Source organism: Bifidobacterium sp. B4079, from assembly GCF_026537385.1.
Classification (GTDB): domain Bacteria; phylum Actinomycetota; class Actinomycetes; order Actinomycetales; family Bifidobacteriaceae; genus Bombiscardovia; species Bombiscardovia asteroides_I.
This window is the reverse complement of sequence record NZ_JAFNMH010000001.1, coordinates 410,791-436,443: the sequence shown is the minus strand read 5'-3', so window position 1 is coordinate 436,443 and position 25,653 is coordinate 410,791. Positions and strand designations below refer to the sequence as shown.

General features: G+C 61.4%; 23 protein-coding genes and 1 tRNA gene. 6 read left to right on the top strand and 18 right to left on the bottom strand.

The genetic code is table 11. The features are described 5' to 3' along the window. The first annotated feature begins 63 nt into the window (after positions 1–63). Entirely contained in the window at positions 64–324 is a 261-nt protein-coding gene (rpsT, locus tag J3T95_RS01855) for a 30S ribosomal protein S20 (protein ID WP_015021872.1), read from the top strand. A 36-nt stretch (positions 325–360) separates the two neighbouring features. On the opposite strand, the gene J3T95_RS01850 is transcribed toward rpsT, so the two are convergent. From J3T95_RS01850 to J3T95_RS01840, 3 genes are all read right to left on the bottom strand, one after another. Continuing rightward, positions 361–1,167, bottom strand: a complete 807-nt coding sequence (locus J3T95_RS01850) for a trimeric intracellular cation channel family protein (protein ID WP_267450203.1) — start codon at positions 1,165–1,167, stop codon at positions 361–363. A 182-nt stretch (positions 1,168–1,349) separates the two neighbouring features. Next, a complete protein-coding gene (locus J3T95_RS01845; protein WP_267450202.1) occupies positions 1,350–2,477 on the bottom strand; it encodes a branched-chain amino acid aminotransferase in 1,128 nt (375 codons plus the stop codon). 187 nt (positions 2,478–2,664) lie between these two features. Then, positions 2,665–3,288: a 50S ribosomal protein L25/general stress protein Ctc gene (locus J3T95_RS01840; RefSeq protein ID WP_267399895.1), complete on the bottom strand. Its 624-nt coding sequence runs from the start codon at positions 3,286–3,288 to the stop codon at positions 2,665–2,667. 265 nt (positions 3,289–3,553) lie between these two features. On the opposite strand from J3T95_RS01840, the gene J3T95_RS01835 reads away from it, so the two are divergent. After that, positions 3,554–5,545, top strand: a complete 1,992-nt coding sequence (locus J3T95_RS01835; protein ID WP_267457939.1) for an AMP-dependent synthetase/ligase — start codon at positions 3,554–3,556, stop codon at positions 5,543–5,545. A 6-nt stretch (positions 5,546–5,551) separates the two neighbouring features. Here J3T95_RS01835 and era read toward each other — a convergent pair whose 3' ends face one another. The 6 genes from era to J3T95_RS01805 all read right to left on the bottom strand — a co-directional run bounded on the left by era (position 5,552) and on the right by J3T95_RS01805 (position 10,859). After that, a complete protein-coding gene (gene era / locus J3T95_RS01830) occupies positions 5,552–6,505 on the bottom strand; it encodes a GTPase Era (RefSeq protein WP_220235883.1) in 954 nt (317 codons plus the stop codon). Continuing rightward, positions 6,502–7,914 (bottom strand): hemolysin family protein, encoded by a 1,413-nt coding sequence (locus J3T95_RS01825; protein WP_220235884.1) that lies wholly within the window; start codon positions 7,912–7,914, stop codon positions 6,502–6,504. Before J3T95_RS01825 ends, era begins: the two co-directional genes overlap by 4 nt. Continuing rightward, positions 7,907–8,461 carry an rRNA maturation RNase YbeY gene (ybeY, locus tag J3T95_RS01820; protein WP_267450200.1) on the bottom strand — a complete coding sequence of 185 codons (555 nt, stop codon included), beginning with the start codon at positions 8,459–8,461 and terminating at the stop codon, positions 7,907–7,909. The genes J3T95_RS01825 and ybeY overlap by 8 nt, the downstream gene beginning before the upstream one ends. Next, on the bottom strand, positions 8,458–9,573 hold the full coding sequence (locus tag J3T95_RS01815) for a PhoH family protein (protein ID WP_267450199.1): 1,116 nt from the start codon (positions 9,571–9,573) through the stop codon (positions 8,458–8,460). Before J3T95_RS01815 ends, ybeY begins: the two co-directional genes overlap by 4 nt. A 40-nt stretch (positions 9,574–9,613) precedes the next feature. Next, positions 9,614–9,961, bottom strand: a complete 348-nt coding sequence (locus tag J3T95_RS01810; RefSeq protein ID WP_267399889.1) for a histidine triad nucleotide-binding protein — start codon at positions 9,959–9,961, stop codon at positions 9,614–9,616. 97 nt (positions 9,962–10,058) lie between these two features. Further along, on the bottom strand, positions 10,059–10,859 hold the full coding sequence (locus tag J3T95_RS01805) for a 16S rRNA (uracil(1498)-N(3))-methyltransferase (RefSeq protein WP_267450198.1): 801 nt from the start codon (positions 10,857–10,859) through the stop codon (positions 10,059–10,061). Between the two features lie 119 nt (positions 10,860–10,978). Here J3T95_RS01805 and J3T95_RS01800 point away from each other — a divergent pair. Beyond that, a tRNA-Leu gene (locus J3T95_RS01800) sits at positions 10,979–11,067 on the top strand. On the opposite strand, the gene J3T95_RS01795 is transcribed toward J3T95_RS01800, so the two are convergent. Beyond that, the gene (locus J3T95_RS01795) at positions 11,049–11,921 is read right to left on the bottom strand and encodes a MerR family transcriptional regulator (RefSeq protein WP_267450197.1); all 873 of its coding nucleotides are present in this window, start codon (positions 11,919–11,921) and stop codon (positions 11,049–11,051) included. The two genes, J3T95_RS01800 and J3T95_RS01795, sit on opposite strands and share 19 nt — an antisense overlap. Before the next feature lie 268 nt (positions 11,922–12,189). Here J3T95_RS01795 and J3T95_RS01790 point away from each other — a divergent pair, with 268 nt between their 5' ends. The 3 genes from J3T95_RS01790 to J3T95_RS01780 all read left to right on the top strand — a co-directional run bounded on the left by J3T95_RS01790 (position 12,190) and on the right by J3T95_RS01780 (position 15,976). Next, complete coding sequence (locus J3T95_RS01790) at positions 12,190–13,713, top strand: carboxylesterase/lipase family protein (protein WP_267444399.1); 1,524 nt, start codon at positions 12,190–12,192, stop codon at positions 13,711–13,713. Positions 13,714–13,749: 36 nt separating this feature from the next. Further along, positions 13,750–15,006, top strand: coding sequence for an MFS transporter (locus tag J3T95_RS01785; RefSeq protein ID WP_267450196.1), 1,257 nt, complete (start codon positions 13,750–13,752; stop codon positions 15,004–15,006). A gap of 103 nt (positions 15,007–15,109) precedes the next feature. Further along, positions 15,110–15,976 (top strand): TrmH family RNA methyltransferase, encoded by an 867-nt coding sequence (locus J3T95_RS01780; protein ID WP_267450195.1) that lies wholly within the window; start codon positions 15,110–15,112, stop codon positions 15,974–15,976. Between the two features lie 193 nt (positions 15,977–16,169). On the opposite strand, the gene J3T95_RS01775 is transcribed toward J3T95_RS01780, so the two are convergent. The 8 genes from J3T95_RS01775 to J3T95_RS01740 all read right to left on the bottom strand — a co-directional run bounded on the left by J3T95_RS01775 (position 16,170) and on the right by J3T95_RS01740 (position 25,637). Then, entirely contained in the window at positions 16,170–17,486 is a 1,317-nt protein-coding gene (locus J3T95_RS01775) for a uracil-xanthine permease family protein (protein ID WP_267450194.1), read from the bottom strand. Between the two features lie 101 nt (positions 17,487–17,587). Beyond that, positions 17,588–18,310, bottom strand: coding sequence for a metal-sulfur cluster assembly factor (locus tag J3T95_RS01770; RefSeq protein WP_324123846.1), 723 nt, complete (start codon positions 18,308–18,310; stop codon positions 17,588–17,590). Further along, complete coding sequence (gene sufU / locus J3T95_RS01765; protein WP_267399880.1) at positions 18,307–18,894, bottom strand: Fe-S cluster assembly sulfur transfer protein SufU; 588 nt, start codon at positions 18,892–18,894, stop codon at positions 18,307–18,309. The genes J3T95_RS01770 and sufU overlap by 4 nt, the downstream gene beginning before the upstream one ends. A gap of 60 nt (positions 18,895–18,954) precedes the next feature. After that, entirely contained in the window at positions 18,955–20,229 is a 1,275-nt protein-coding gene (locus J3T95_RS01760) for a SufS family cysteine desulfurase (protein WP_220235896.1), read from the bottom strand. A 21-nt stretch (positions 20,230–20,250) separates the two neighbouring features. Then, on the bottom strand, positions 20,251–21,030 hold the full coding sequence (gene sufC, locus J3T95_RS01755; RefSeq protein ID WP_220235897.1) for a Fe-S cluster assembly ATPase SufC: 780 nt from the start codon (positions 21,028–21,030) through the stop codon (positions 20,251–20,253). A gap of 1 nt (position 21,031) precedes the next feature. Then, positions 21,032–22,258: a Fe-S cluster assembly protein SufD gene (gene sufD, locus J3T95_RS01750; RefSeq protein ID WP_267399878.1), complete on the bottom strand. Its 1,227-nt coding sequence runs from the start codon at positions 22,256–22,258 to the stop codon at positions 21,032–21,034. Beyond that, positions 22,258–23,712 carry a Fe-S cluster assembly protein SufB gene (gene sufB / locus J3T95_RS01745; RefSeq protein ID WP_267450565.1) on the bottom strand — a complete coding sequence of 485 codons (1,455 nt, stop codon included), beginning with the start codon at positions 23,710–23,712 and terminating at the stop codon, positions 22,258–22,260. Before sufB ends, sufD begins: the two co-directional genes overlap by 1 nt. Positions 23,713–23,972: 260 nt before the next feature. Beyond that, on the bottom strand, positions 23,973–25,637 hold the full coding sequence (locus J3T95_RS01740; RefSeq protein WP_220235899.1) for a CTP synthase: 1,665 nt from the start codon (positions 25,635–25,637) through the stop codon (positions 23,973–23,975). Positions 25,638–25,653 lie beyond the last annotated feature (16 nt).

Genomic DNA, 25,653 nt, shown 5'->3' with positions numbered 1-25,653 from the left:
CTCGCGGTCAGGTGCTAGTATGGTGGTTTGTCTGTACAGATACATTCATCGTTTGGAGCAACATTGGCAAACATCAAGTCGCAGAAGAAGCGGGTCATTACCAACGAAAAGGCGCACCTGCGCAACAAGGAGGTCAAGAGCGCGATCAAGACCTCCGTGCGTTCCGTGCGCAAGGCCGTGGATGCCGGTGACAAGGAGGCCGCTCAGGCTGCCTACCAGGTGGCCGCCCGCCGTCTGGACAAGGCCGCCGGCAAGGGTGTAATCCACCGCAATCAGGCCGCCAACCGCAAGTCCGGTCTGGCCAACGCCGTCAACGCCCTCTGAAGCGCCCCACAAGGGCCGGTGATCCAAGCGCTTGGATCACCGGCCCTTTTTGACGCCCGGCTCCCCTTTTGAATTCTCGTTGGCATCCTCGTCGTCGTGCTGGATGGTGACGCTGATGTCCGACCGGCCGCGCATCAGATGCCGGATGGCCCTGGTCAGCTGGGCATCGTTGAGCAGCAGCCGGGCCGAGCGCCGGTCCATTGCCCCAGGCACCAGGATGTCGAATTTTACCGAGATGATGCGCAGGACGACCACCAGGGCCACGATGGCCAGGTCCAGAGCCATGTCGACCCGGACCGGATATAGCCCATGCTGCCGGGCGCGCGCGGAGGCCAGGGTCAGCAAGCAGCCGATCAGGGAAGGCAGCGCGTACCAGTGCTGGTCCTGGATGACTGCAGGCACCTGGTTGAGAAGGATGTCCCGAAGGAGCCCCCCGACCAGGGCCGTGGCCATGCCCATGAAGATGGCTGTCATGCCGCCGGTTCCGCACATCAGTGCCTTGGCGGTCCCGTTGACGGCGAAGGATCCCAGCGCCATGGCATCGGTGACCAGCATGGACCAGGTCATCCTGCTGATCTCGGGATGGGCGACAGCCACCACCAGGCCTGATGCCAGGGTGACGATGACCGAGCCCTTGTCGGTGATGCCGCTGGGGGGCACCTGGCCCAGCAGGACATCACGGACCACTCCGCCGCCCAGAGCGCTGATCCATGAAACCAAAAGGATGGCGATGATGTCGTAACCCTTGCGCACGGCAGCCAGACCGCCCGAAAGCCCGCAGCTGAAGATGCCCAGGTACTCGATGACCATGAAGATGAGGTTCCCCTCCAAGGCCGTCTTCATCCCGCGCTTCTCCTCCCGGAATCGTCCCGCACTCAAGTCTGTCTATAGATTAGCCAACCCCACAGCTGAACAGGCCGATGATGTGCGCAAGGCCACAAAGATAACGGAAGGCGGCGCAGGGCGAAATGTCGCCCTGCGCCGCCTTCCTCTTAAGACCTGCCAGGCAGGCATGGGTTCAGCGTTCAGCAGACCTTCCACATCCAGTCGTGCGGATCCTCGATCTCGCCCAGCTGGATGCCCAGGAGCTCGTTGCGCAAGTCCATGGTGACCTCGCCCGAGCCTCCGTCGGCCACCTGAACGTCGAAGTTCTCGGACTTGAAGCGCCCGATCGGGGTGATGATGGCAGCAGTCCCGCAGGCGAACACCTCGGTGACCTCGCCCGAGCGGATGTCATCCAGCAGGGTGTCCAGACGGATCATGGTTTCCGTCACTTCCCTGCCGTTGTCCTGTGCCAGAGCGATCAGGGAGTTGCGAGTGACGCCGGGCAGAATGGTTCCGGTCAGGCTGGGGGTCTCCAGGTGTCCGTCCTTGTGGACGGTGAACATGTTCATGCCGCCCAGCTCCTCCAGGTAGGTCTTGGTGGCCGCATCGACGAAGCAGACCTGCTCGCAGCCGTGCTCGGCACCGCGGTTCTCACCCAGCAGGGAGGCCGCATAGTTGCCGCCGCACTTGGCAAAACCTGTGCCGCCGGGGCCGGTGCGGAACCACTTGTCCTCCACCCAGATGCTGACCGGCTTGACACCGCCGGCGAAGTATGGTCCCGAGGGCGAGGCGATGACGCAATAGTCCACCGCATGCGGAGCGCGCACGCCCAGGAAGGGCTCGGAGGCGAACATATAGGGGCGCATATAGAGCGTGTACTCGCGCCGCTTGGGCACCCAGTCTGCGTCACGGCGGACCAGGGCCGCGACCGATCCTAGGAAGTCATTGGGCTCGAGCGGAGGCAGGGCCAGGCGCTTGGCTGAGTTGTAGAAGCGCTGGGCGTTGGCATCGGGCCGAAAGAGCCAGATAGAACCATCGTCGTGGTAGTAGGCCTTGAGCCCCTCGAAGGCCTCCTGGGCATAGTGAAGCACCGAGGCACCTGGATCAAGGCTCAGCGGCCCGTAGGGCTCAACCCTGCGATCCTTCCAGCCGTCATTCGAGGTCCATCCCATGTGGGCCATGTTGTCTGAGAAAAGCTGGCCGAAGGCGGGCTTGTCAATCAGCCGGGCACGTTCCTCGTCAGAGGCTGGATGATCGTTGGGAATGACCTGGAAAGCGTCCGCCAACTCATTGAGTGCCTTCGGGTCGTGATGTGATTGCTCTGCCATTATCTACCACTTCTTCTTGCTGCTGTATCTGGTTGCTCGGGTGCGATGCTTATGGCGATGCCCGGTACCCGAACTATCGCATAGGCAGACCCAAACCTGTCCGGCGCATTTCGCATAGTGACCGTCTCAGACAAAAAGGCCGCAGGATCGTGATGATCCCACGGCCTTATAGAACGGAACTCTGGGTTCACTCGCCCTGGGCGTCGGCCTCCGGAGCAGCTTCCGCATCGGCCTGTTCGGTCTCCTCGGAGGGGGTCTCCAGGCTCTCCTCCTTGGGGATCTCGACTGAGACGATGGAATCCTCCATATCGTCGATGACCAGCTCGGAGCCCTCGGGCAGCTTGACGTCCTTTGCCAGGATCTTGTCGCCCTCGGACAGGCCCTCCACGCTGATGTCGATGCGCTCGGGCAGGTTGGACACGTCAGCCCTGACCTGCAGGTTCTGGGTGTCGACCAGCGCCACGGCGGCGCCCTTGGTCTCGCCGCTGACGAAGACAGGCACCTCCACGGTGACCTTCTCGCCGGCGCGGACCTCATAGAAGTCGATGTGCTCCACCTGGCGCTTGACCGGGTTGCGCTGCACGTCCTTGACCACGGCCGTCTTGGTCTGTCCGCCGAAGCTGATGGAGAAGAGGGCGTTGGCGCGACGCAGGGCCAGAGTGGTCTCGCGCATGGGCAGCTTGATGTAGTCGGGCTGGGCGCCGCCGGCGTAGATGGTGGCGGGAATCTGCTGGGCCACGCGCATGCGGCGTGCCGCTCCCTTGCCGAATTTGTCGCGGACTTCGCCATCGAGCTTAATTGTGTTAGCCATGCTGGCTTCCTTCCTTGAGTGGTTCCTCAAGACCGACCTGGGCCGGTCCTGGCGCATCGCCGCGTCGGATTCCGGACCGCCCATAAGGAAAGGCCGCCGATGATCCAGCCGAGTCGATAACGGAGGCCATGAATCCTCCCTCGCCAAAGCAACATGTGTACTTTAGCACCCAGCCTGCCCTTTTCCAAGTAGGCGGCTATTCTGGACATATCCCGCGATTATTGAAGGAGACAACGTGTCGTTACTAGCATCGGCCAAATCTTTTATGGCACACCAAGTGGGTCATGGGGAGGGACCGACTGGCGAGGAGAATGGGGATCCGTCACAGGCCTCCCCCCGGGCCGCCGAGGAGTCACTCGCCCTGCCCAACACGCATTTCTGGTCGGCCGACTACGCCACCACCACGCGCATGGATCCAGCCTCGGGGCTGCTTTCGGCCACCACCGCCGGCATGGGACCGGTGCCAGACGACATGACTGTCTATGACATCTACGCCGACCGGGCCCGCCGCACCCCCGACCAGCCGGTTCTGCACTTCGTAGAGAACGGCAGCTGGACCTACCGGACCGGCCGTGAGATCCTGCATGACATCAGAACCACCGCCAAGGGCTTCTTGCACTATGGGCTGAAGAAGGGCGATGCCGTGGCCTTCATGTGCAGGACCAGCTACGAGTGGGACATCGTGGATGCCGCAGTCCTGTCCATCGGCGGGGTCATTGCCACCATCTACGACACCGATTCGGCCGAGCAGATTCGATTCATCGTCAACAACTCCGACGCCAGGCTGCTGGTGGTGCAGACCACAGAGATGCGCGCCAAGGCCGAGGGGGCCGACAAGGACTGCCCTACCCTGGAGCGGATCGCCTGTCTGGAGTCCGGGGCCCTGCAGGAGCTGCAGGCCTACGGGGAGTCGGTCAGCGACACCGAGCTTGACGAGCGGATCAACTCCATCCACAAGACTGACCTCTGCTCCATCGTCTACACCTCGGGTTCCACGGCGGCGCCCAAGGGCGTGGAGATGACCCATGAGCATTACTGCCAACTGGCCAGAAACCTGAACGCCTTCATCCCCAATCTGACCCTTGACCCGGATGGATCCATCCTGCTTTTCCTGCCCCAGGCACACACCTTCGCTCGGGCCATCAGCTACGGGGTCGTCTACGGAACCATGCACGTGTACATATCCTCTGGACTGGCAACCCTGCTGTCCGACCTGCAGGAGTCCAAGCCTACAGTCATTATCGGCGTGCCCAGGGTTTTCGAGAAGGTCTACAACGCCGCCTCCCAGAAGGCCGGGCACGGTATCAAGGGCAGAATCTTTAACGGAGCTGCTCGGGCGGCACGCACCTATATGGAGGACATCTCTCGCCAGGGCTGGCCAACCAGGCGAAGCGCCCTGCGGAGAGCCCTCTACGACCCGCTGGTCTACTCTTCCCTGCGCCAAGTCATGGGCGGACGGGCCAAGTGGATCGTCTCCGGAGGCGCTCCTCTGGACCCGGAGCTGCTGGGGTTCTTCCGCGGCTCCAATGTCCCGGTCTATGAGGGCTACGGCCTGACTGAGACCACTGCGCCCTGCGCCTTCAACCCTCTGGGCACCCCCTACCACAGGGGCTCGGTGGGCATCCCCTTCCCGGGATTCACCATCCGCATCGCCTCGGACGGCGAGGTGCAGATCAAGGGCGTCTGCGTATTCCACAGCTACCACAAGAACGAGGAGGCCACCCGCGATTCCTTCACTGGGGACGGCTGGTACGCCACAGGCGACTTGGGGCGGCTCTCCCGAGACGGGTTCCTCTTCCTGACCGGGCGCAAGAAGGACCTGATCATCACGGCCGGAGGCAAGAACGTCTCACCCAGGCCCATTGAGGAGGTCATCGAACGTTCCGAGATCGTCTCCCAGGCTCTGGTTCTGGGCGACAAGCGCCCCTTCATTTCTGCCCTGGTCACCCTGAACGAGTCCGCCCTGCGGCCCTGGCTGGCATCCAAGGGGCTGGATCGCAACATGTCCCTGCAGGAGGCGGCACAGAACGCCGTGGTACGGGCCGAAGTCCAGGAGTATGTGGACCGGGCCAATGAGGGCGTCTCACGGGCCGAATCGGTGCGCAAATTCATCATTCTGCCCGAGGAGTTCACCCAGGACAACGGGCTGATGACACCATCCATGAAGGTGATCCGGCCCAAGGTCATCGAGCGCTATGCCGACCTGCTGAACACCCGGATGTACACGGCCAAGCGCACCCCGGCACCCCGCCGCTGAGCATGATCAGAACCCCAGGCGATCCAGCTGCCTGGGGTCGGTCTGCCAGTTGCGGGCCACCTTGACGTGCAGATCCAACCGGACCTTGCGACCCATGGTCCGGTTGACGGCAGTACGCAGCTTTTTCTTCACCCGCACCAGATGCTCGGCCCCACGCCCGATGACGATGGGCTTCTGGGAGTCGCGCTCTACATAAATGCCGATCTGAACTGTGTCGCGTCCGCCCTCCGGATCCGGTTCGATGGACTCCACACGGACGGCCAGGGAATGGGGTAGCTCGTCGTTGAGCTCTTCCAGGTAGGCTCCGCGAACCATCTCGGCGATCATATCTTCTGGACGCTCCTCGGTCAGCTGGTCGTCAGGGTAGAGCTGGGGGCCCTCGGGCATGGCATCAATCAAAACCTGTGCCACCTCGTCCACGTTGTCAGCCTCCATGGCACTGACCGGAACGATCTGAGAGAAGTCTGCAAAGGCGCCAATCTCCAGAAGCTTGTCCACCAGCTGGCTCTTGCCCAGTTGGTCGATCTTGGTCACTATGGCGATCAGGGGCTTTCGCCAGATCCACTTGCCGTCCTTGTCCTTGCGGGCGAAGTCGGACCGCAGCCGGCTGAGAATGCGACGGTCGCCAGGGCCTATGGCTTGGTCGGCAGGCAACAAAAAAGCAATGGCGTCCACGTCCGACAGGGAGGCCTCCACCACGTCGTTGAGCCGCTGGCCCAGCAGGGTGCGCGGACGGTGAATGCCCGGGGTATCCACCAAGACCACCTGGGCCTCAGGGCGGGTCATAATCCCTCGAATAGCCTTGCGGGTGGTCTCCGGCCGGGAGGAGGCGATGGCGATGGGCCTGCCTACCAGGGCGTTCATGAGCGTGGACTTGCCCACATTGGGTCGGCCTACTACTGCCACAAACCCCGATCGGTGGACCGGCGCCTTGGCATCACTGTGTTCTTCCTTGGTCATGAATTCTCCTGACTGCCCTGCCCGGGTTGATCCCCGTCGGCCTGTTGGTCTTCTTGCCCTACACCGTCCTCCAGGGCGATGCTGGATCCGTTGGCTGGCTCGACCACGATGGTGGCGATCTTCTTGCGGCGACCCACGGCTTCTCCTGCGGTCAGCCTGATTCCTCGGGTCACTGCCGATGAGCCTGAGACTGGCACGGAGCCCAGCAACTTGGTCAGCAGGCCATAGACCGTATCCACATCGTCCTCGTCGATGGTGATCTCGTAGAGCTCCTCCAGGTCGGCAATGGGCGTGCGGACCGGCAACTGCCAGGTGTGTGGGCCGATCTGCTTGGGCTCATCGTGCTGGACCTGGTCATGCTCGTCCTCCAGCTCCCCCACGATCTGCTCGATGGCGTCCTCAATGGTGACCAGGCCGGCGATGCCCCCGTATTCGTCCACGACCACAGCCAGGTGGTGGCGGGAGCGCTGCATGTAGTGGAAGAGGTCGTCCACCGGCTTGGATTCAGGCACCAGGACGGGCCGACGGATGATGGAGGCGATCGATCTGTCGCCCTTACGGCTAAAGGCCAGGGCGCGGACCACATCCTTCAAGTAGACGATGCCGACCAGGTCATCCACGTCGTCGCCAATGGCAGGAATGCGGGAGAATCCCGACCGGGAGAAGAGCTTCAGGGCCGAATCCAAAGTGGCATCCTTGGAGATGCAGATCATATCGGTGCGAGGAACCATGATCTCCCGGGTAAGCGTAGTCGACAGGGTCAGCACGTTCTTCAGCATCTCGGAGATCTCCGGATCGAAGGCGCCGGCCTCCACCAGCTGGTCGACCATGGCACGGCCCTGTTCGATCTGGATCTTCTCCAGTTCCTCGTCGTCGGAAAGGTCGCCACGATGGTTTTTGCGGGAACGGGCCTCAGCCTGCCGCCGACGCTTGAAAGGCGTCAGAAGAACGGCCAGCCCGACCAGACGCACGTGCTTGAGCAGCGTTTCCATAGGCTGGCGGGAGCGGCCATGCGGACCCAGAGTGACGGAGACGGCGGCCACCAGGATGGCCATGACCACTCCACACAGCAGCTGCTCCCAGAGGGACAGGCCGCCAAGAGCAGCCATGCTGGCCACCAGGACGCCGACCATGATGTCGCAGATGATGCGGAAAAAGGCACAGGCGCTTCCGGTCACCTGCCGTTGGGAGATCAGACTCTGGGCCCGATGAATACGGTCGATTCGCTTCATCCTAGAGAACTGGCTGAGTTCCTGATCGGTCTGCAAGCCCAAGATCAAATTGTTGAGACTGGATCGGGTCACCCGGTTGAGTGCACCCTGGGCCTCGGCAAGCGCCAGAGAGAGCACGACCAGGGCGATTACGGCCAAAGCCATGATCACCAGGGCGGCGATGGTCCGCTCACTCATGGGATTTGCCTCCCTGATGGGCTTCACGGCCGTACCGCTCATAGATCTCCAGAGCATTGGTGGCCCCGGCCGGCAGCGCGGCATCCGTGATGGGCCCCTGGCGCAGGGCCAAAAAGGTCAACAGGAGTTGGCGCTGCAATCCAAACATCTGCGCCTCCTGCTCCCTGCTGACGTGGTCATACCCCAGCAGATGCAGGGTACCGTGGACGGCCAGCAACAGCATCTCCTCCATGGTGGAATGGCCGGCTGCCAAGGCCTGCTGCGCCGCCACCCAGGGGCAGATGACGATATCGCCCAGGATTCCCTCCTGCCGATGGTTTTCATCGCCGGGGCGCAGCTCGTCCATGGGAAAGCTCATGACATCGGTAGGACCGTCCAGGTTCATCCAGCGCTCATGCAGCACCGCCATGGGCTCGGGATCGTTGAAGATGATGGTCATGTCGGACTGGGTGCTCACCCGCATCTGATCCAGTACCCACACCCCCAAGTCGGAGAAGGTCTTGGCATCGATCAGCCATTGGGTCTCGTTGGTCACTTCTACGCTCATGCCTGCTCCCGTCCCCGGTTGCTGGCTTGATCGGCGCGGTCGTAGGCCCGGACAATCTGCCCAACCAGTCGATTGCGCACAACATCGGCCGCCTGCAGGTGTACGAAGGCAATATCGTTGATGCCGTGCAGCACCTGTTCTATAGTGGCCAAACCAGATGCGGGCCCGCCCAGATCCACCTGGGTGACGTCGCCGGTGATGACCATCTTGGTGTTGAATCCAAGACGGGTCAGGAACATCTTCATCTGCCTGCGGGTGGTGTTTTGCGCTTCGTCCAGGATCACAAAGGCATCGTTCAGGGTACGCCCGCGCATGTAGGCCAACGGGGCAACCTCAATGGTCTCATCAGCCAGAAGCCGATGGAGCCGCGAGGTGCCCAGCATGTCAGCCAGGGCATCGTAGAGGGGCCGCAGATAGGGGTCTACCTTCTCATTGAGGGTGCCAGGCAGGAAGCCCAGGCTCTCCCCCGCCTCCACGGCAGGCCTGGTCAGAATGATGCGCCCGATGCGCCCGGCCCGGAATTCCTGCACAGCCTTGGCCACCGCCAGATAGGTCTTGCCGGTGCCGGCCGGGCCGATGCCGAAAGTGATGGTATGCGTTTCAATGGCGGCCACATAAGCAGACTGACCAGCAGTCTTGGGCCTGATCGGACCCTTGGAGGCCTGGGTCAGAGGGCGGCGACGAACTGCAGCGGGGGCCGCCTGGCGGAGTTGGCCGATGCCGTCCAGTGTGTTGTCCCCCTCGGACTCTGCAATGGCTGTCTCCTGATAATTGCGGCCTATAATGTTAATTGTCCGCCCTTCTGGTGGGGAGTAATCAGCTGCGTCGGCCGTCCCCAAGCGGCGATGGTCCAGTATTCGCCCCACCTGATCGGCATCCACTGGGACCTGGTCGGCTGTCTGCATGAGTTCGGTCAGCAGGTCCCGTATTTGAGCCGCCTGAACGTCCCCCTGCCGGTCCTGAGCCTGCAGCATGATCCGGTTGCCACGAACCAGGATGGACACTGCCGGGAAGGCGCGCTCAATCCTGTCGATGACTGCATCCTCCGGCCCCAGCACCTGAACCGGGTCGATCCCCTCCGGAATCTCCAGGGTTCGCGTAGTTACCGCCACGGATTCCCTTCCTGCACGATGACGATGGTGAACACGGGCATCACTCGGGCAACACCTGTCCGGTCAGGACGTGTGCGTGGACATGGAAGACTGATTGGCCGGCATCCTCCCCCGTGTTGAAAATCAGCCGGTAGGCTCCATGATAGTCCTGATCGGCGATCTGCTGCGCCACCTGGACGATGTGGGCCAGAGTGTCGGGATCAGCCTTGGCCAGGTCGGCCACCGACGCATAGTGGTGACGCGGGACGATCAGGACATGGACGGCGGCCTTGGGGTTGGCATCCTTGAAAGCGTAGACGGTCTCATCCTCATAGACCTTTTCGCTGGGGACCTCCCCTGCCACGATTCTGCAGAAAATGCAGTCCTCCTGTCGATCGTCATCGCTCATGACCACTCCTTGCTTCCTTACTGTTTGCCGAAATTGCTGTTTTTGGTGTTTTCGCTGTTTTCCATCTTATTGTCGAGGTTGTATATTGCGTGCGACTTCATGCGCTGGGCTCAGGGGCCTCTGACTGCCAGCGACCCAGCATGTCCGCCAGCAGGGTCAGGGCCACAGGTCCAGCCAGTGCAGCCCGAAGGATGTTGTCCCCCAACCGGACTGCCAGGGCCCCCTCCCTCATCATGGTCTGGACCTCCTGATCGGCAATTCCGCCTTCAGGACCCACAACCACGGCGACCGACGAGCTCTTTGGCAGCTTGTCTACGCGTTTGCGGACCGCATCCCAACCAAGGTCGGCGTCCTGGTGCAGCACCAGGACCAGGCCTCCCTCATCGGTGGCCTTCCGACACCAGGCGGCCAGACCACGGCTGTCCACCTTGCCCAGCAGCCGAGGACGGTAGGCCCTCCGGCTCTGCTCAGTGGCTGCTTCCAAGACGGCCTGCCAGTGCCGGTCGTTGCGGCCTGGCCTCCATTTGGCTATGGACCGATCAGCCTGCCAGGGCATCACTTTATCCACGCCGATCTGGGTGGCCATATCTATGGCTTGCTCGTCCCTGCCGCCCTTAGCCAGGGCCTGGACCAGAATCAGTTCTTTCTCGGGAGACGCCTGCCGGCCCACAGCGGTGACCTCCACCAGGCCGGTTGAGGCATCTCTGACCAGGGCGCTGATGCGCAGTCCGCTCCCGTCTGATAAATCCAGCTGGTCCCCGTTCTTCAGCCTCATGGAACCCAAGGCATGGCGACAAACGTGCTCGGGCAGGGTCAGACGCCAGCCAGCATGGAGCTCATCGCTGGCCAGTGGGGAATCATCGTGGTCGGGATCCAGCAGGAAGAGGGGTGCAGTCATGATGTTAGGCTACAGCCCGCCGCCGAAAAAGCACTCTCCGTGGCGACACGCTCCCCCAATCGCTCAGTGCGTGATTCCGCCCAAGATGCTATGATTATTTCCGTTGCAATTACGCACCTGTCCGGGTGGCGGAATGGTAGACGCGCTAGCTTGAGGTGCTAGTGCCTATATATATACAGGCGTACGGGTTCAACTCCCGTTCCGGACACTCGATTCCAGGTCGTTGGAGGCTACAGGGATCTCCATCCTGCTCACATATTCATCGAAGTCGTTGGACTCGTATTCGCCGATGAGGCAGAACTCCAGGGGATCTCCGTCCACACGGTAGCCCATGGTCTTTAGATCTTCGAGCATCTTGCCATGGATTTGTCTGCAGCGAGCAAAACTGCCCACAAAGGTGCAGGAGGCATAGGTGCCGGCTGGCAGATCATAATCACCGCTGAACCCTGGATCGGGGCAGTAGAGCAGGATGGCCTTGGGCGGGAACCAGCCCTTGACCGGACGTGAAGCATCCACTTGATAACAGGTCAGCGTATTGAGGATCTGCAGCGTCTCGTGGTGCAGTGCCGTGTAGTGGGCGAATGCGAAGGGTATCCTGTCGTAGCCGATCATGTGGTCCGCCACCAGGGCGCAGTGACGCAAGGGACGGTGGACGATTACGGTCCGTGCCGGGGATATGGAAGTCATGGCATGCGTATACTTCTGCAGGCTGCTCAAGAGGCCACGCTTGATGGAGGCCAAATACCGCATCTGGCTGTCAACACGTTCCACCTCCTCGTCAATCAGCGAGAGGGTGGCATCGAAGGTGCGATTTTTCAAGTAATGTCCTATGCGGTCCAGGCTGAAATCCAGCTTCCGAAGGGCCTGTATGACGTTGAGCCGAGCAAAGTCGTCCGGCCCATAAAGTCGATAACCGTTGACCGGATTGCGTCGGGGCACCACCAGCCCGATCTGCTCGTAGTAATACAGGGTCTCAGTGGTGATGTCGTACAAGCGTGCCGTCTGACGGATGGTGTAGCCCTCCTCGATCAGGCTCTCTGTGTCATCTACCTCGGCTTCCATGGCTGCCTCCTGCACGGGTCTGGTCCGACCCTAGGGTTTTTCCATACTCCCCTCCCCCTGCATCTTTATGGACGTAATCCATCGTATCAGCCTGAAATCCTCGTTCTGTCAGTGTTTTGCCCCCTATATGAATCTTCAGACCCAAAGCTGCACACTGCCCTTCCACCCGATTTGACCTTCGACTGACACCAGGCCATAGGGTGACATTTATCCAGGGTCGACGGGGACACAGCCGCCGACCGATCATTACTTCCTGGAAAGGAAAATCATGCCAACTGTCACCACAGAATTTGGCACCTACCATGGCATCACCACCTCTCAGGGGACTGTCGCCTACCTGGGCATCCCCTACGCCAAACCTCCCGTGGGCGCACGCCGCTGGAAGGCCCCGGAGCATCTGGATCCCGAGCACCGCGACTACGACTGCACTCACTTCGGGGATTCCGCCCTGCAAAAATACGACCCGGTCATGTATGCCTCACGCCGCCAGCAGAGCGAGGACTGCCTGACCCTGAACGTCTGGGTCGGCCATGAGGGCGCCCAAAGGCTGCCCGTCATGGTCTTCATCCACGGCGGCGCATACGTCGAGGGCGGTTCGTCCGACCCCATGTACGACGGAAGCAACTTCACCAAGCGCAACGATGTCGTCTATGTCACCATCAACTACCGGGTCAACCTCTTCGGGTACATGAACCTGGCCGGATTGCCTGGGGGCGACGAATACCGGCAGTCAGGCTATCTGGGACTCATGGACCAGGTCGCCGCCCTGCAGTGGATTCAGGAGAACATCGCCGCTTTCGGCGGAGATCCTGACCGGGTCACCCTCTTTGGCGAATCATGCGGTTCAGGCTCCACTATGCTGCTGACCGTCGCTCCAGCTGCCAAGGGGCTCTTCCAAAGAGCCATCGGCGAATCCGGCCCCATCCAGCTCTACAACACCCCGGAATCCACGGCTCCCTACGCACGCGAGTTCATGGAGATGATGGGTTGCAAGACTGCCCAGGAGCTGGCGGCCCTGCCTGTCGGCGACATCATGATGAAGTTCACCGGAGAGTTCTTTACCAAGCACATCCATGAGATCTCGCTGATCTTCGCTCCCACCACCGATGGCGACTACCTTCCGGCCAAGCCCCTACAGGCATTCAAGGACGGTGCCGCAAAGGACGTAGAGATCATGCTGGGCTGCAACGCCGACGAGTTTGCCTACTGGAAGCTCTACTTCAAGGACTTTGGCAACGAAATGCCTGACTTCTGGCACCACCAGGCTATCTTCCACTTTGATGGCAAGTTGGACTCCGAACACTACGAGAAGCTCTGGGAGCAGGCCCACCCAGGAGAAGATCCCGCCGAGCGCTACTTGGAGTACGCCAACCAGATCGGCTTCAGGGTTGGCACCAACCTCATGTGCGAGTACCAGTCCAAGTACAGCACCGTCTACCAGTACCTGTTCACCTACGCCTCCAAGATCCCCGGAATGGGATCATGCCATGCCATTGAACTGCCCTTCGTGCTGCATAACACCCAACGGCCTGACCTGCCCGAGACCTTGACCGGCGAGGTGCCGCCCATGCATCTGTCGGACGAGATGAACGACGCCTGGTGCTCCTTCGCCGCCACCGGCCATCCTGTCAGCGGCGTAGGCGATGCCTGGAAGCCCTACAGCATCGACCATCCAGACACCATGGTCATCGACGAAAACGGCTGGAACCTGCGCCGGGACGTCAACAAGGAGAACATCGATCTGCTCCGTCCGGCATTCGAGGAGTGCCTGTTGGATGGAGACCGTCACTAAGCTGCCTGTTCCACGTAAACCGTGGAGGGAGAGAACATGAACACTCGAAAATCATCCAATTACCGCTGGGTCATCGCGGCCGTGGTCTGCCTGATCGGCATCCTGTCCAACTACATGCAGTACCAGATATCCGCTCTGGCGGTCTACCTGATGCCCATGCTGCACATCGACCAAGCCGGATTCTCGACGCTGCTGCTCATGCCCATGCTGACTGCAGTATTTCTCAGCATCCCCATGGGCACCATCGGTGACCGTGTTGGCCCCAAGAAGGTAGTCCTGACCGGTCTGGCCATAGCCGTGGTCGGCGCCTACATCAGGACCTTCGGCCTCAACTTCCCGCTGCAGATGCTCTCAATGTTCCTGCTGGGGGCCGGCATTGCGGCTTTGAACGCCAATCTGGTCAAGATCCTCAGCGTCTGGTTCGGCGATCAGACGCAGATTGCCATGGGATTCTTCTATGGATCGGCCGGCATCGGGGTCATTCTGGCCCAAATGGTTGCTCCCCGGTTCTCGGTGCGCAACTCCTATCTGAGCGCAGCTATCATCCTGACGGTGGCAAGCCTGCTCTGGGTCTTTCTGATTCGTGACGCTCCTGAAGGAGTGCATCTGCCACCAGCCACCGATTCTCCGCTCAAGTACTTTAACGTCGCAGCACGGAGCCGCAATGTCTGGCTGATCGCCCTCTGCTACGGCTGCTCCATGGCTGCATCTACCGCCTTCGCTGGATTCATTCCCCAAACGCTGATCAACAACAACGGCTTCAACAAGACATCAGCCGGTCTTGTCGCCTCAGCAGCGGCCCTGGGCTCCATCGCAGGATCCATCGTCGGGCCCATGATCAGCTCTCGTCTTGGCAAGTGGAAGGGTTACCTCTTCGCCACCATTCTGGTGGGTACGGCACTCATGGTCTACTTCTGGGCAGTGGTGCTGATGCTGAAGAAGGCCCCTGTTGTGGGTTTGCTCTGCTGCATCATGTTCATTTCAGGCGCCTTTGGTGCCATAAACGGCCCCATCGTCCAGGCCATGCCCTTCGCCCTGCCTGAGATTCGCGGCAAGTATGCCGGAAGCGCCGGTGGTCTGGTCAGCACTGTTGGTCTTCTCTGCGCCTTCCTGCTGCCTATCATCATCTCCTCGATCAGCAAGGGCAACTACGTGCTCAACCTGGGGCTGGAAAGCATGATCTTCCTGCTCTCCGATGTCTTCGTCCTGCTGCTGCCGGAGCTTGGCCCTCAGGGCGACATCGCAAAGCGCATTGCTGCCGCCGATAGTCAGGCTGCACAAGAGAGGCAGTGATAGCTTACCTGGGCTGAATTTCAACTGCCTTAGGCGACGCGACCGGATGTTTTCGGTTGCGCCGCCTATGCTGTTCTCAGGACCGGGAAAAGGAGCTGCAGGCGTGCTCAAGGTGAGAATCGACTCCATAGACGATGAAAGAATCGAGGCATACACCAGGCTGACCGAGCCGCAGCTGCGCAATCGTCTGGAGCCTGCCAGGGGCCTGTTCATCGCCGAGTCCCCCAAGGTCATCGCCCGCGCCCTGGATGCCGGGGTTGAGCCTATCTCCTTCCTGGTGGAAGAGACCTGGCTGGAGGGGATGCATTCCATGTTCGACCAGGTGGACGCTGCCTTCGGGCCCAACGTTCCCGTCTACGTAGCCAGCCCCGCACAGCTCAAGACCATCACCGGCTACCGGCTGCATCGGGGCGCGCTGGCGGCCATGAGACGCTGGCCGCTGCCCACAGTCGAGCATATCTGCCGCTCGGCAAGACGGGTGGCCGTCATGGAGAACATTGTTGATCACACCAACATCGGCGCCCTGATGCGTTCTGCGGCGGCCCTGCAGGTAGATGCGGTCCTGGTCACCCCCTCCTGCTCTGATCCCCTTTACCGCAGGGCCGCGAGAGTCTCCATGGGCACGGTCTTTCAGGTTCCCTGGACAAGGATTGGTGGCGACGACGTCCACGCCTGGCCCGACCAGGGCATGCGCCAACTGCACGATTTGGGCTTCACCACTGCAGCCATGGCCCTGAACCGGGATGCCATCAGCCTGGATGATCTGGCCGAGCGTCTAAGACCCGGGCCCGATCAAATCGATCGTCTGGCCCTGATATTCGGCACAGAAGGCGACGGGCTCAGCCACAGGACCATCGCCCGGGCGGACCTGACCGTGCGCATCCCCATGAGCCACGACGTGGACAGTCTGAACGTGGCTGCATCAAGCGCTGTGGCCTTCTACGCAACCAGACCCCAGCAGGCATGCTAGCCGAGCCTTGCCAGCTGACTAAGCCAGCCAACCAACTGAGCCCTCTGCTGCGTAGCGAATTCCTGCTGCCCTGAGTCTCTTCACTGCATGGCTTCGTACTTAATACCGGACAATCTTTGGCGTCAGCGATACTTGTCAGCAGTTAAGGTTCGAGCATCAGGCAACCAGGGAATGTCGGGCGGACATGGCGCAATCAGCTCTGCTGGGAGACGGCTTGCGAATCCTCATGGATGTAGTCGTCCGGGTCGATAGTTCCCCGCCAGCGACCGATGGCCTTGAGACCGTGATACATGGCCAGAGTAGCCACAGAGCCAATAGCGATGCCGTTGAAGCTGACTCCAGCCACTGCGAAGGTGAAGTCTGCGATGCCCACGATCATGACGACGGCGCCCACGGTCATGTTGACGGATTTGCCGAAGTCCACCTTGTTCTCAACCCAGATGCGGATGCCCAGCATGCCGATCATGCCGTAGAGCATGGTGGTGACCCCGCCCAGAACGCCGGTGGGAATGGTGTTGATGACGGCACCGAACTTGGGACAGAGGGAGAGCAGGAAGGCGAAGATGGCGGCGCACCAGTAGGCGGCTGTGGAATAGACCTTGGTGGCAGCCATGACGCCGATGTTCTCTGCGTAGGTGGTGGTGCCCGAGCCTCCTCCCAGCCCGGCCAGCGTAGTGCCCAGACCGTCGGCCATAAGGGCGGTTCCGATCTGATCGTCATAATCGCGCCCGGTCATCAGGGCCACAGACTTGACATGACCGATGTTCTCGGCCACCAGGACCAGCACCACAGGGATGAACATGGCCAAGACTGAAGGGTCGGCCTGAGGAGTGTGGAAGTGAGGCAGACCGAACCAGGCGGCCTTTTCCACAGCTGCGAAGTCGACCTGGCCCTGGGCGACCGCAAAGATGTAGCCGACGATGACGCCCAGAAGAATATTGAGACGGCCGATCAAGCCCTTGAAGAGCACGGCTATCAGCATGACGGCCACTAGGGTGACCAGGGCGGTCAGCGGGGCCGATTTGAAATTCTTCCAGGCCGAGGGGGCCAGATTGAAGCCGATGATGGCCACGATAGCGCCGTTGACCACCGGGGGCATGATCATATCGATCCATCGCGAGCCTGCGAAGTGGACAATCAGGCCAATCAGGAAGAGCAAGGCGCCGGTGACCATGATCCCGAAGGAGGCCACAGCAAGACCCTTGTGGGCGGTGGTCACTGCCAGGACCGGGGCGATGAAACCGAAAGAGCTGCCCAGGTAGGAGGGCAGACGGTTATGGTTGATAAGCAGGAAGAGGGCCGTAGACATGGCCGTGAAGAAGAGGGTAGTGGAGGGGTCGAATCCGGTCAGAATAGGGACTAGGAAAGTGGAACCGAACATGGCGATGACGTGCTGGGCACCGATCCCGGCCGTACGTGGCCATGTGAGTCGCTCATCCGGTTCTACTACCTCGCCCGGAGCCAATGTTTTCCCGTCGCCATGAAGTTTCCAGCCCATGGTCAATGCCATTTCACTGTGCTTTCTCTCATGCGCCGTGCCGGTCACGGCGGACCGGAATCATCAGTATAATCGCATGGAAGGACCTGAAACGACCTACCTGACAGATGGCCTCACTGATAGGTGGGCATGTTCTCGAAGTTGAAGCCGATGGCGGCCAGCTGCTCACGACCCTCAGGCGTGATCATGTCCAGGGTCCAACGCGGCGACCAGGTCCAGTCAATGCGGAACTCCTCGACCAGGCCCGCCAGGACACTAGCGCACTGGTCCTCAATCAGGTCTGTCAGCGGGCAGGCTGGCGTGGTCAGGGTCATGGTGATGATGGCCCTTCCCAGTTCGTCGATTTCTATGCCATAGACCAGTCCTAGGTCGACCACATCAATGCCCAGCTCGGGATCGATGACCTGGTGCAGGGCCTCCCTGACATCCTCGGCGGTGGCCCGGCCGATGTCGTCGACGGCCTTGAGAGGGATGGCCTCCTCAGCGGCGGCCTCAGCTTCAGCGGCATTCTGGTCAACTGTTTTCTCGCTATTGGTGACCTGCTCGCTAGCCGAAGTTTGGTCATTCGAGCCTTGGTCCGCTGACACACCTTCGGGGAAGACTTCAGGGGCAGTCTGGTCGGCGCGCTGATCGCCGGCCTTGGCCAAATCAGACTCCTTGTTCGCCTGACCATCGACCTGACGCATGGAACCTCCCTCGGCCGACTTCAGAACCGTTTCTGCGCCCAGGGGATTGCCAGCCAAGGCCTGTGCCGTGTCTGGATCGCTGATGGCCCTGCCCACCGAGGCCAGGATGGAGTCCTGGGGTTCGGGCACCAGATTCGTGTTGCCGCTCATGCCTGCTCCTCCTTCACAGCTTTGTCGCCCACCCGCCCAGCTGACAGGGCCTGGGCCACCGAGGCCTTCATGCCCTCCCAACCCAGGAGGGCGCACTTGATTCGCATGGGATACTTGGACACGCCCTGGAAGACCATGGCATCGCCAAGGGCATCTTGCGCCTTCTCATCCTCGATGCCAGCTCCGCGCGATTCCATAAGCTTGCGGAAGTCAGCAGCCAGGTCCATGGCATGGTCAACGGTCTGCCCCTGGACCAGATCCACCATGATGGACAGGCTGGCCTGGCTGATGGAGCAGCCTGAACCTTGCCAGACGATTCGCTGGATGAGGTCGGGGCCGCCCTGCTCGCCAGGCGCCACCTCCACATGAATGGTTGCCTGATCCCCGCATGTGGGATTGAACTGATGGGACTCGGCAGCCAGGCAGGCCTCGTGCTCCACCCTGATGGTCACGCCGTCGCCGTCAGAGTCTTCTCCCCCATCAGCCTGATCCCCTACACGCCCGTGAGGATCCCTTGCCGCGTCCAGGATCACCTCCTGGTACATCTGCTCCAGATCCTCGTCATCCATCCCGAAATCTGCCATGTCCTTAAACCTACCAGTATGTCTTAGCCAAAACCGTCGATGCGCTGCCGGTGAAGACCCTCATGCCACCCGGAAGAACCTGCGGACTCCGGAAACGGCATCCAGCAGGGCATCCGTGTCGGCCACAGTATTGTAAACACCGGTCGAGGCCCGGTTGGAGGCCATCAGACCGAAGTGTCGATGGACCGGCTGAGCGCAATGGTGTCCTACGCGGATGGCAATGCCGCGCGAATCCACATACTGGCCCACGTCGTGGGGATGGACCCCCTGCACGTCGAAGGCGACCGTGCCGATCCGGTCCTCTGGAGTGGTCGGCCCTAGGATACGTACCCCATCCAACTCCCCCACCCTCAACAGACCAATGGCGATGGCCTTCTCGTGTTCAGCCACGTTCTCCATGCCCAGATCCATCAGCCAATCGGCAGCTACGCCAGCGCCAATCATCTGTGCAACCGGCTGGGTGCCAGCCTCAAACCGGGCTGGCGGATCCATATAGCTGGCTGGACGGTCCAGATAGGCCAGCTCCACCATGGATCCGCCGAATGACGCCGGTGGCAGGGCCTCAAGCAGCTCTCGGCGGCCATAGAGGAAGCCCACGCCGGTGGGGCCATACATCTTATGCGCACTCCAGGCAGCGAAGTCCACGTCCATGGCGTGCAGATCGATAGGCAGGTGAGGCACCGACTGGCATACGTCCAGCACCACCAGGGCACCCACCTGATGGGCACGGCGGACAATGGGCTTGATGTCAGTAATGGCGCCGGTCACATTGCTGACATGGGTGACGGCGACCACCTTGGTCCGCTCGGTAATGACCTGGTCGGCGGTATCGGCCAGAACACGGCCATCCGGGTCCAGATCGAAACTCTTGAGGACTGCCCCGGTCCGGTAGCAGAGCTCCTGGAAGGGCAGGAGAACCGAGTGATGCTCGGCCTTGCTGACCACGACCTCATCCCCGGGCTTCAGGGCGAATCTACGTGCCGCCTTGCCTCCACGACCCAGGCTGGCATTGCCGAAGGCGGTGGCCAGCAGGTTCAGAGCAGCCGTGGCCCCGGCGGTGACGACAATCTCCTCGCCGCCCTCCTGGCCTTCTGCGCCGACCAAGGCGGCCACGCGTGAGCGTGCATGCTCGAAGGCCATGGTACTGCGGGCAGCCAGTTCGTGGGCGCCCCGGTGCACCCCGGCATTGTCCTTCAGGTAGAAATCCCGAACGGCATCGATGACCGCCAGGGGCTTCTGGGCAGTGGCAGCCGAGTCCAGATAAACCAAGGGGTGGCCATGCACCTGCTGGTCCAGAATCGGAAACTGCTGCCGAATGCTGTCATCAATGACCATTGCGGACCTCTTCTCTTATCCTCAGGCCAGGGCCGATTCGGAGTCGGCGCCCTCTGGCAGGTACTGGTCGTACCCGGTCTCCTCCAGGGTGTCGGCCAGCTCGGGACCGCCGGTCTTCACAAAGCGACCGTCGGCGAAAACGTGGACGATGTCAGGCTGGATATACTTGAGAATCCTGGTGTAATGGGTGACCATGAGCACGCCCATGCCGGTTTTCCCTTTGGCCCTGTTGACCCCTTCGGAGACGATGCGCAGAGCGTCCACGTCAAGCCCGGAGTCGGTTTCGTCCAGGATGGCGAACTTAGGTTTGAGGAGCTCCAGCTGCAGGACCTCGGCCCGCTTCTTCTCGCCGCCTGAGAAGCCTTCGTTTACCGAGCGCCGGGCGAACTTGGGATCCATGCGCAGCCGCTTCATGGCATCATTCAGATCCTTGGTCCACTGGCGGATGGCCGGGGCCTTGCCGTCGACCTCGGTCTTGGCAGTACGCAGGAAGTTGGTCATGGACACGCCAGGCACCTCTACCGGGTACTGCATGGCCAGGAAGAGCCCTGCCTTGGCCCGCTCGTCCGGGGTCATCTTGAGCAGATCCTGCCCATCCAGCAGGGCCTGGCCCGAATCCACCTCATACTTGGGATGGCCGGCCAATGTATAGGCCAGGGTGGACTTGCCCGACCCGTTGGGCCCCATGATGGCGTGGGTTTCACCGGAGTGGACGGTCAGCGTGGCCCCCTTGAGGATCTGCTTGCGACCCTCCTTGGTCTCCACTGAGACGTGCAGATCCTTGATTTCCAATGTGGACATGTCAGTTCTCCTCCAAAACGTGCTGCATCTCTTGATCCTCGCCGGCCGCCAGCCTGCGGTCGATGACCCCCATCAGGTGCCCGGAGACGCTGGGGACGTCAATCTCCTCCACCAGTTCTCCGAAGAAGCCTCGAACCACCAGCTTGCGGGCCTCCTGCTCGGGGATGCCGCGGGACTGCAGGTAGAAGAGCTCCTCGTCGTCGAAGCGCCCAACCGAACTGGCATGGCCTGCCCCGATGATGTCGCCGTTCTCGATCTCCAGGTTGGGCTCGGAATCCGCGATGGCCCCAGGGGTCAACACCAGATTCCGGTTGAGCTCGTAGGAGTCGGTTCCAGGCGCGGTGGGCTGAATGAGCGCATTACCCACCCAGGTGGTGTGCGCGCCGATTCCATCCAGGGCCCCCTTGTAGACCACGCGGGACTTGCAGTTGGGATGGTTGTGCACCACCATGGTCCTGTGCTCCATGTGCTGGCCGGGGTCGACGAAGTAGATACCCAACATGTTCAGGTCGCCCTGCTCGCCGCCGAAGTCCTGGTCCATGCGCAGCCGCACGACATCGCCGCCCAGGCTGACTACAGAGTGACGCAGGGAGGCCTCGGCTCCCAGGTGAATGCGATGGTTGCCTACATGCTTGCTGCCCTTGTCCCACTCCTGGATGAAGGTGGTCGACATCTGCGATTTGTCACCGATGTCGATTTCAACGCCCTCAGCCAGACGTGCCTGGCCCTGGTGCTCGACCACCAGATCGGCCTTGGTGCCCGCCTCTGCCTTGATGACCAAGTGGAAGGCATCCAACTCGGGGCCGCCGCCATTGACACGGACCAGCACGGGCTGATCCAAGGTGCCTCTGAGGTTGACCACAGTCGCCTGCTTGCCGCTCGCCCACTCCACGGCTGCCGCTCGGTCGCTGGGCTTGAGGACAGTGCCGCAGGGAGCCTGAGCCATGGGAATCTGGCTGAAGCTGACCTGATCTGCGGGAGGGACGGACCCGTCGATCATGGTGACCGAGACCCTGGTCAGACCGCTGGGCTTGAAGACAGCGAAGAACTCCTCCATTCGGTCGATGGGGGTGAACCGCCAGTCATCCTGCTTGCGGGTGGGCATGGGGAAGTCGTCAGGATTGAAGGAGCGGGGCTCCTTGTCGGCGCTGGACGGCATGGTTGCCGGGAAAGCGTATGGGTCCTTGGGATCCGCATGCGGAATGGTTATTTCGCTCTTCTGTGACATCAGCCTACCGAACCCTCCATCTGCAATTCGACCAAGCGGTTGAGCTCCAACGCGTACTCCATGGGCAGCTGCCGGGAGATAGGCTCCACAAACCCCCGCACGATCATGCCCATGGCTTCCTTCTCCTCCAGACCGCGGCTCATCAGGTAGAAGAGCTGGTCCTCGGAGACCTTGGAGACGGTGGCCTCGTGGGCCATGGACACGTCGTCCTCGCGAACGTCCACGTGCGGGTAGGTGTCCGACCGGGAGTAGTCGTCCACCAGCAGGGCGTCGCAGACCACCGAAGAAGAGGACTTCTCGGCACCCTTGATGATCTTGACCAGGCCCCGGTATGCGGCCCTTCCCCCGTTGCGGGAGATGGACTTGGAGACGATGGTTGAGGAGGTGTGGGGTGCCAGGTGAATCATCTTGGCGCCCGTGTCCTGGTATTGTCCCTGGCCGGCGAAGCCCAGGGAGAGGGTCTCGGCCTTGGCGTAGGGCTCGGCAAGGATGCAGGCCGGGTACTTCATGGTCGCCTTGGACCCGATGTTGCCGTCCACCCACTCCATGGTGCCGCCCTCGCGTACATAGGCACGCTGGGTGACCAGGTTGTAGACGTTGTTGGACCAGTTCTGGACCGTCGTGTAGCGCACACGGGCGTGAGGCTCGACCACGATTTCCACATTGGCCGCATGCAGGGAGTCGGTGGAGTAGATGGGGGCCGTGCAGCCCTCCACGTAATGGACGTAGGAACCCTCGTCGGCGATGATCAGCGTGCGCTCGAATTGGCCCATGTTGGGCGTGTTGATCCGGAAGTAGGCCTGCAGGGGGATGTCCACATGGACTCCCTTGGGCACGTAGACGAAGGAGCCACCCGACCAGGCCGCCGTGTTCAAGGCGGCGAACTTGTTGTCGTCCGGGGGAATGACCGTGGCAAAGTACTTGCGGAAGAGGTCCGGGTACTCTTTCAGGGCCGTATCCGTATCCAGGAAGATAACCCCCTGTTTGCGCAGGTCGTCACGGATGGAATTGTAGATGACCTCGGACTCGTACTGGGCGGCTACACCGGAGACCAGCCGCTTCTTCTCGGCCTCGGGGATGCCCAGCCGGTCGTAAGTAGTGCGGATGTCGTCGGGCAGTTCCTTCCAGTCCTTGGCCTGCTCCTTCAAGGGCTTGACGTAGTACTTGAAGTCGTCGGCATCGAACCCGCTTAAATCCACGCCCCACTTGGGCATGGGCTTGTCCATGAAAGCCCGATAGCCCTCGAGTCGCATCTGCAGCATCCAGTCAGGCTCGCCCTTGTCGGCCGAGATGGCCCGGACCACGTCCTCGTCGATGCCCTTGTGAGCGTTGCGACCGGCATCATCGGAGTCGTGCCAGCCATAGGTGTAGTCGCCGAACTCGGAGATGATCTGGTCGTCTTTTTTGATTTTTTCTTCATTGACGCGGGAGCGGTCGGCCACATATTGGCTCATTTCCACATCCCGCGATGTGTCTGTCCGCTGCGAGGTGCTGTCCACGAGCTGAGACCTCCTAACACACGCACGGCCACCATATGCGGCCGATCACACCTTTACAGGATAACCGTGGCACTGGTGAACCGCCAGACCCGGGCTTACGCTCTCTAAGGAATCCGACCCTTCCTTTCGGCGAAAGCGCCGATATGGACAATCGCCCGCTTCCCTATAAGAGGGAAACGGGCGATCTTACCGGAAGAGTCCAAAAGGAATTGACTTCAGGCCGCCTCCTGGCCTCCGTGCTCCAGGCTGGCCTTGACCAGGCCGGTGAAGAGAGGATGCGGCTTGGTGGGCCGGGACTTGAACTCCGGGTGGGCCTGGGTACCCACATAGAAGGGGTGCTGGTCCTGGGAGAGCTCCACGAACTCGGTCAGCTGCCCGTCCGGGCTGGTGCCTGAGATGTGCAGGCCGGCCTTGTCCAGCCGCTCCTTGTAGGCGACGTTGACCTCATAGCGGTGGCGGTGGCGTTCTGAGATCTCAGTGGAGCCATAGAGCCGGGCTACCAGGGAGTCGGGCTTGAGCACTGCCGGGTAGGCGCCCAGCCGCATGGTGTGGCCCATGTCGCCATGGCCGGCCACGATTTCCTTCTGCTCCTCCATGGTGGCGATGACCGGGTTCTCGCAGTCAGGCTCGAACTCCGAGGAGTTGGCATCCTCCAGCTCCAGGACGTGACGGGCGAATTCGATGACCATGGACTGCAGACCCAGACAGAGTCCCAAGGCGGGCAGGCCGGTCTCACGGGCGTAGCGCAAAGCGCCAATCTTGCCCTCGATGCCACGGATGCCGAAGCCTCCGGGAACCACGATGCCGTCAACGCCCTCCAGGGCCTTGCGGGCGCCATCCATGGTCTCGCAGGTGTCGGCTGCCACCAGCTTGACCTGGACCTGGGACCGATTGGCGAAGCCGCCGGCCTTCAGAGCTTCGATGACCGACAGGTAGGCGTCAGGCAGGTCGATGTACTTGCCCACGATGGCGACGGTCACCTTGGTACGGGGGTTGTGGACCCGGTCCAGCAGATCCTCCCACTCGTTCCAGTCGACGTCGTGGAAGGGCAGCCCCAGCTTGCGCACCACGTAGGTATCCAGACCCTCCTTATAGAGGATCTTGGGCACGTCATAGATGCTGGGCGCATCCACGCAGTTGACCACGCCCTCGGCATCCACGTCGCACATCAGGGAGATCTTGTCCTTGATGCCCTGGTTGAGCGGCCTGTCAGAGCGCAACACCAAGGCATCGGGGGCGATGCCCAGCTGGCGCAGGGCCATGACCGAGTGCTGGGTGGGCTTGGTCTTCAGCTCGTGGGCGGCTGCCACATAGGGCACCAGCGAGACATGAACGAACATGCAGTTGTCCGGACCGATGTCCCGACGAACCTCGCGAGCGGCCTCCATGAAGGGCTGGGACTCGATGTCGCCCACAGTCCCTCCGATCTCGGTGATGATTACATCCACATCGTCACTGGCCTGGGCCCGCATGCGGCTCTTGATTTCATTGGTCACATGGGGAATGACCTGGACGCACTGGCCCAGGTACTCCCCCGCCCGCTCTTTGCGCAGAACGGACTGGTAGATCTGGCCGGTAGTTACATTGGCCTTCTGGGAGAGGAAGACGTCGGTGAAACGCTCGTAATGGCCGATGTCCAGGTCGGTTTCGGCCCCATCCTCGGTCACATAGACCTCGCCGTGTTGGAAGGGGTTCATGGTCCCTGGATCGACGTTGATGTAGGGATCCAGCTTCTGTTGAAGAACGCGGATTCCACGGCTTCTCAGTAGACGACCCAGAGATGATGCGGTCAGTCCCTTGCCCAGCGAAGAGACCACGCCGCCGGTGACGAAAATGTGTTTGGTAATATGCCCTTGCGGATTTCCATGTTCTCTGACCATGGAACTTCAGCCTATC

What these genes read in the sequence shown, in the direction of transcription:
- J3T95_RS01850 (WP_267450203.1), bottom strand. Translation starts at nt 1,167, where the DNA reads ATGAAGACGGCCTTGGAGGGGAACCTCATCTTCATGGTCATCGAGTAC.
- J3T95_RS01845 (WP_267450202.1), bottom strand. Translation starts at nt 2,477, where the DNA reads ATGGCAGAGCAATCACATCACGACCCGAAGGCACTCAATGAGTTGGCG.
- J3T95_RS01840 (WP_267399895.1), bottom strand. Translation starts at nt 3,288, where the DNA reads ATGGCTAACACAATTAAGCTCGATGGCGAAGTCCGCGACAAATTCGGC.
- J3T95_RS01835 (WP_267457939.1), top strand. Translation starts at nt 3,554, where the DNA reads ATGGCACACCAAGTGGGTCATGGGGAGGGACCGACTGGCGAGGAGAAT.
- era (WP_220235883.1), bottom strand. Translation starts at nt 6,505, where the DNA reads ATGACCAAGGAAGAACACAGTGATGCCAAGGCGCCGGTCCACCGATCG.
- J3T95_RS01825 (WP_220235884.1), bottom strand. Translation starts at nt 7,914, where the DNA reads ATGAGTGAGCGGACCATCGCCGCCCTGGTGATCATGGCTTTGGCCGTA.
- ybeY (WP_267450200.1), bottom strand. Translation starts at nt 8,461, where the DNA reads ATGAGCGTAGAAGTGACCAACGAGACCCAATGGCTGATCGATGCCAAG.
- J3T95_RS01810 (WP_267399889.1), bottom strand. Translation starts at nt 9,961, where the DNA reads ATGAGCGATGACGATCGACAGGAGGACTGCATTTTCTGCAGAATCGTG.
- J3T95_RS01805 (WP_267450198.1), bottom strand. Translation starts at nt 10,859, where the DNA reads ATGACTGCACCCCTCTTCCTGCTGGATCCCGACCACGATGATTCCCCA.
- J3T95_RS01795 (WP_267450197.1), bottom strand. Translation starts at nt 11,921, where the DNA reads ATGGAAGCCGAGGTAGATGACACAGAGAGCCTGATCGAGGAGGGCTAC.
- J3T95_RS01790 (WP_267444399.1), top strand. Translation starts at nt 12,190, where the DNA reads ATGCCAACTGTCACCACAGAATTTGGCACCTACCATGGCATCACCACC.
- J3T95_RS01785 (WP_267450196.1), top strand. Translation starts at nt 13,750, where the DNA reads ATGAACACTCGAAAATCATCCAATTACCGCTGGGTCATCGCGGCCGTG.
- J3T95_RS01775 (WP_267450194.1), bottom strand. Translation starts at nt 17,486, where the DNA reads ATGGCATTGACCATGGGCTGGAAACTTCATGGCGACGGGAAAACATTG.
- J3T95_RS01770 (WP_324123846.1), bottom strand. Translation starts at nt 18,310, where the DNA reads ATGAGCGGCAACACGAATCTGGTGCCCGAACCCCAGGACTCCATCCTG.
- sufU (WP_267399880.1), bottom strand. Translation starts at nt 18,894, where the DNA reads ATGGCAGATTTCGGGATGGATGACGAGGATCTGGAGCAGATGTACCAG.
- J3T95_RS01760 (WP_220235896.1), bottom strand. Translation starts at nt 20,229, where the DNA reads ATGGTCATTGATGACAGCATTCGGCAGCAGTTTCCGATTCTGGACCAG.
- sufC (WP_220235897.1), bottom strand. Translation starts at nt 21,030, where the DNA reads ATGTCCACATTGGAAATCAAGGATCTGCACGTCTCAGTGGAGACCAAG.
- sufD (WP_267399878.1), bottom strand. Translation starts at nt 22,258, where the DNA reads ATGTCACAGAAGAGCGAAATAACCATTCCGCATGCGGATCCCAAGGAC.
- sufB (WP_267450565.1), bottom strand. Translation starts at nt 23,712, where the DNA reads ATGAGCCAATATGTGGCCGACCGCTCCCGCGTCAATGAAGAAAAAATC.
- J3T95_RS01740 (WP_220235899.1), bottom strand. Translation starts at nt 25,637, where the DNA reads ATGGTCAGAGAACATGGAAATCCGCAAGGGCATATTACCAAACACATT.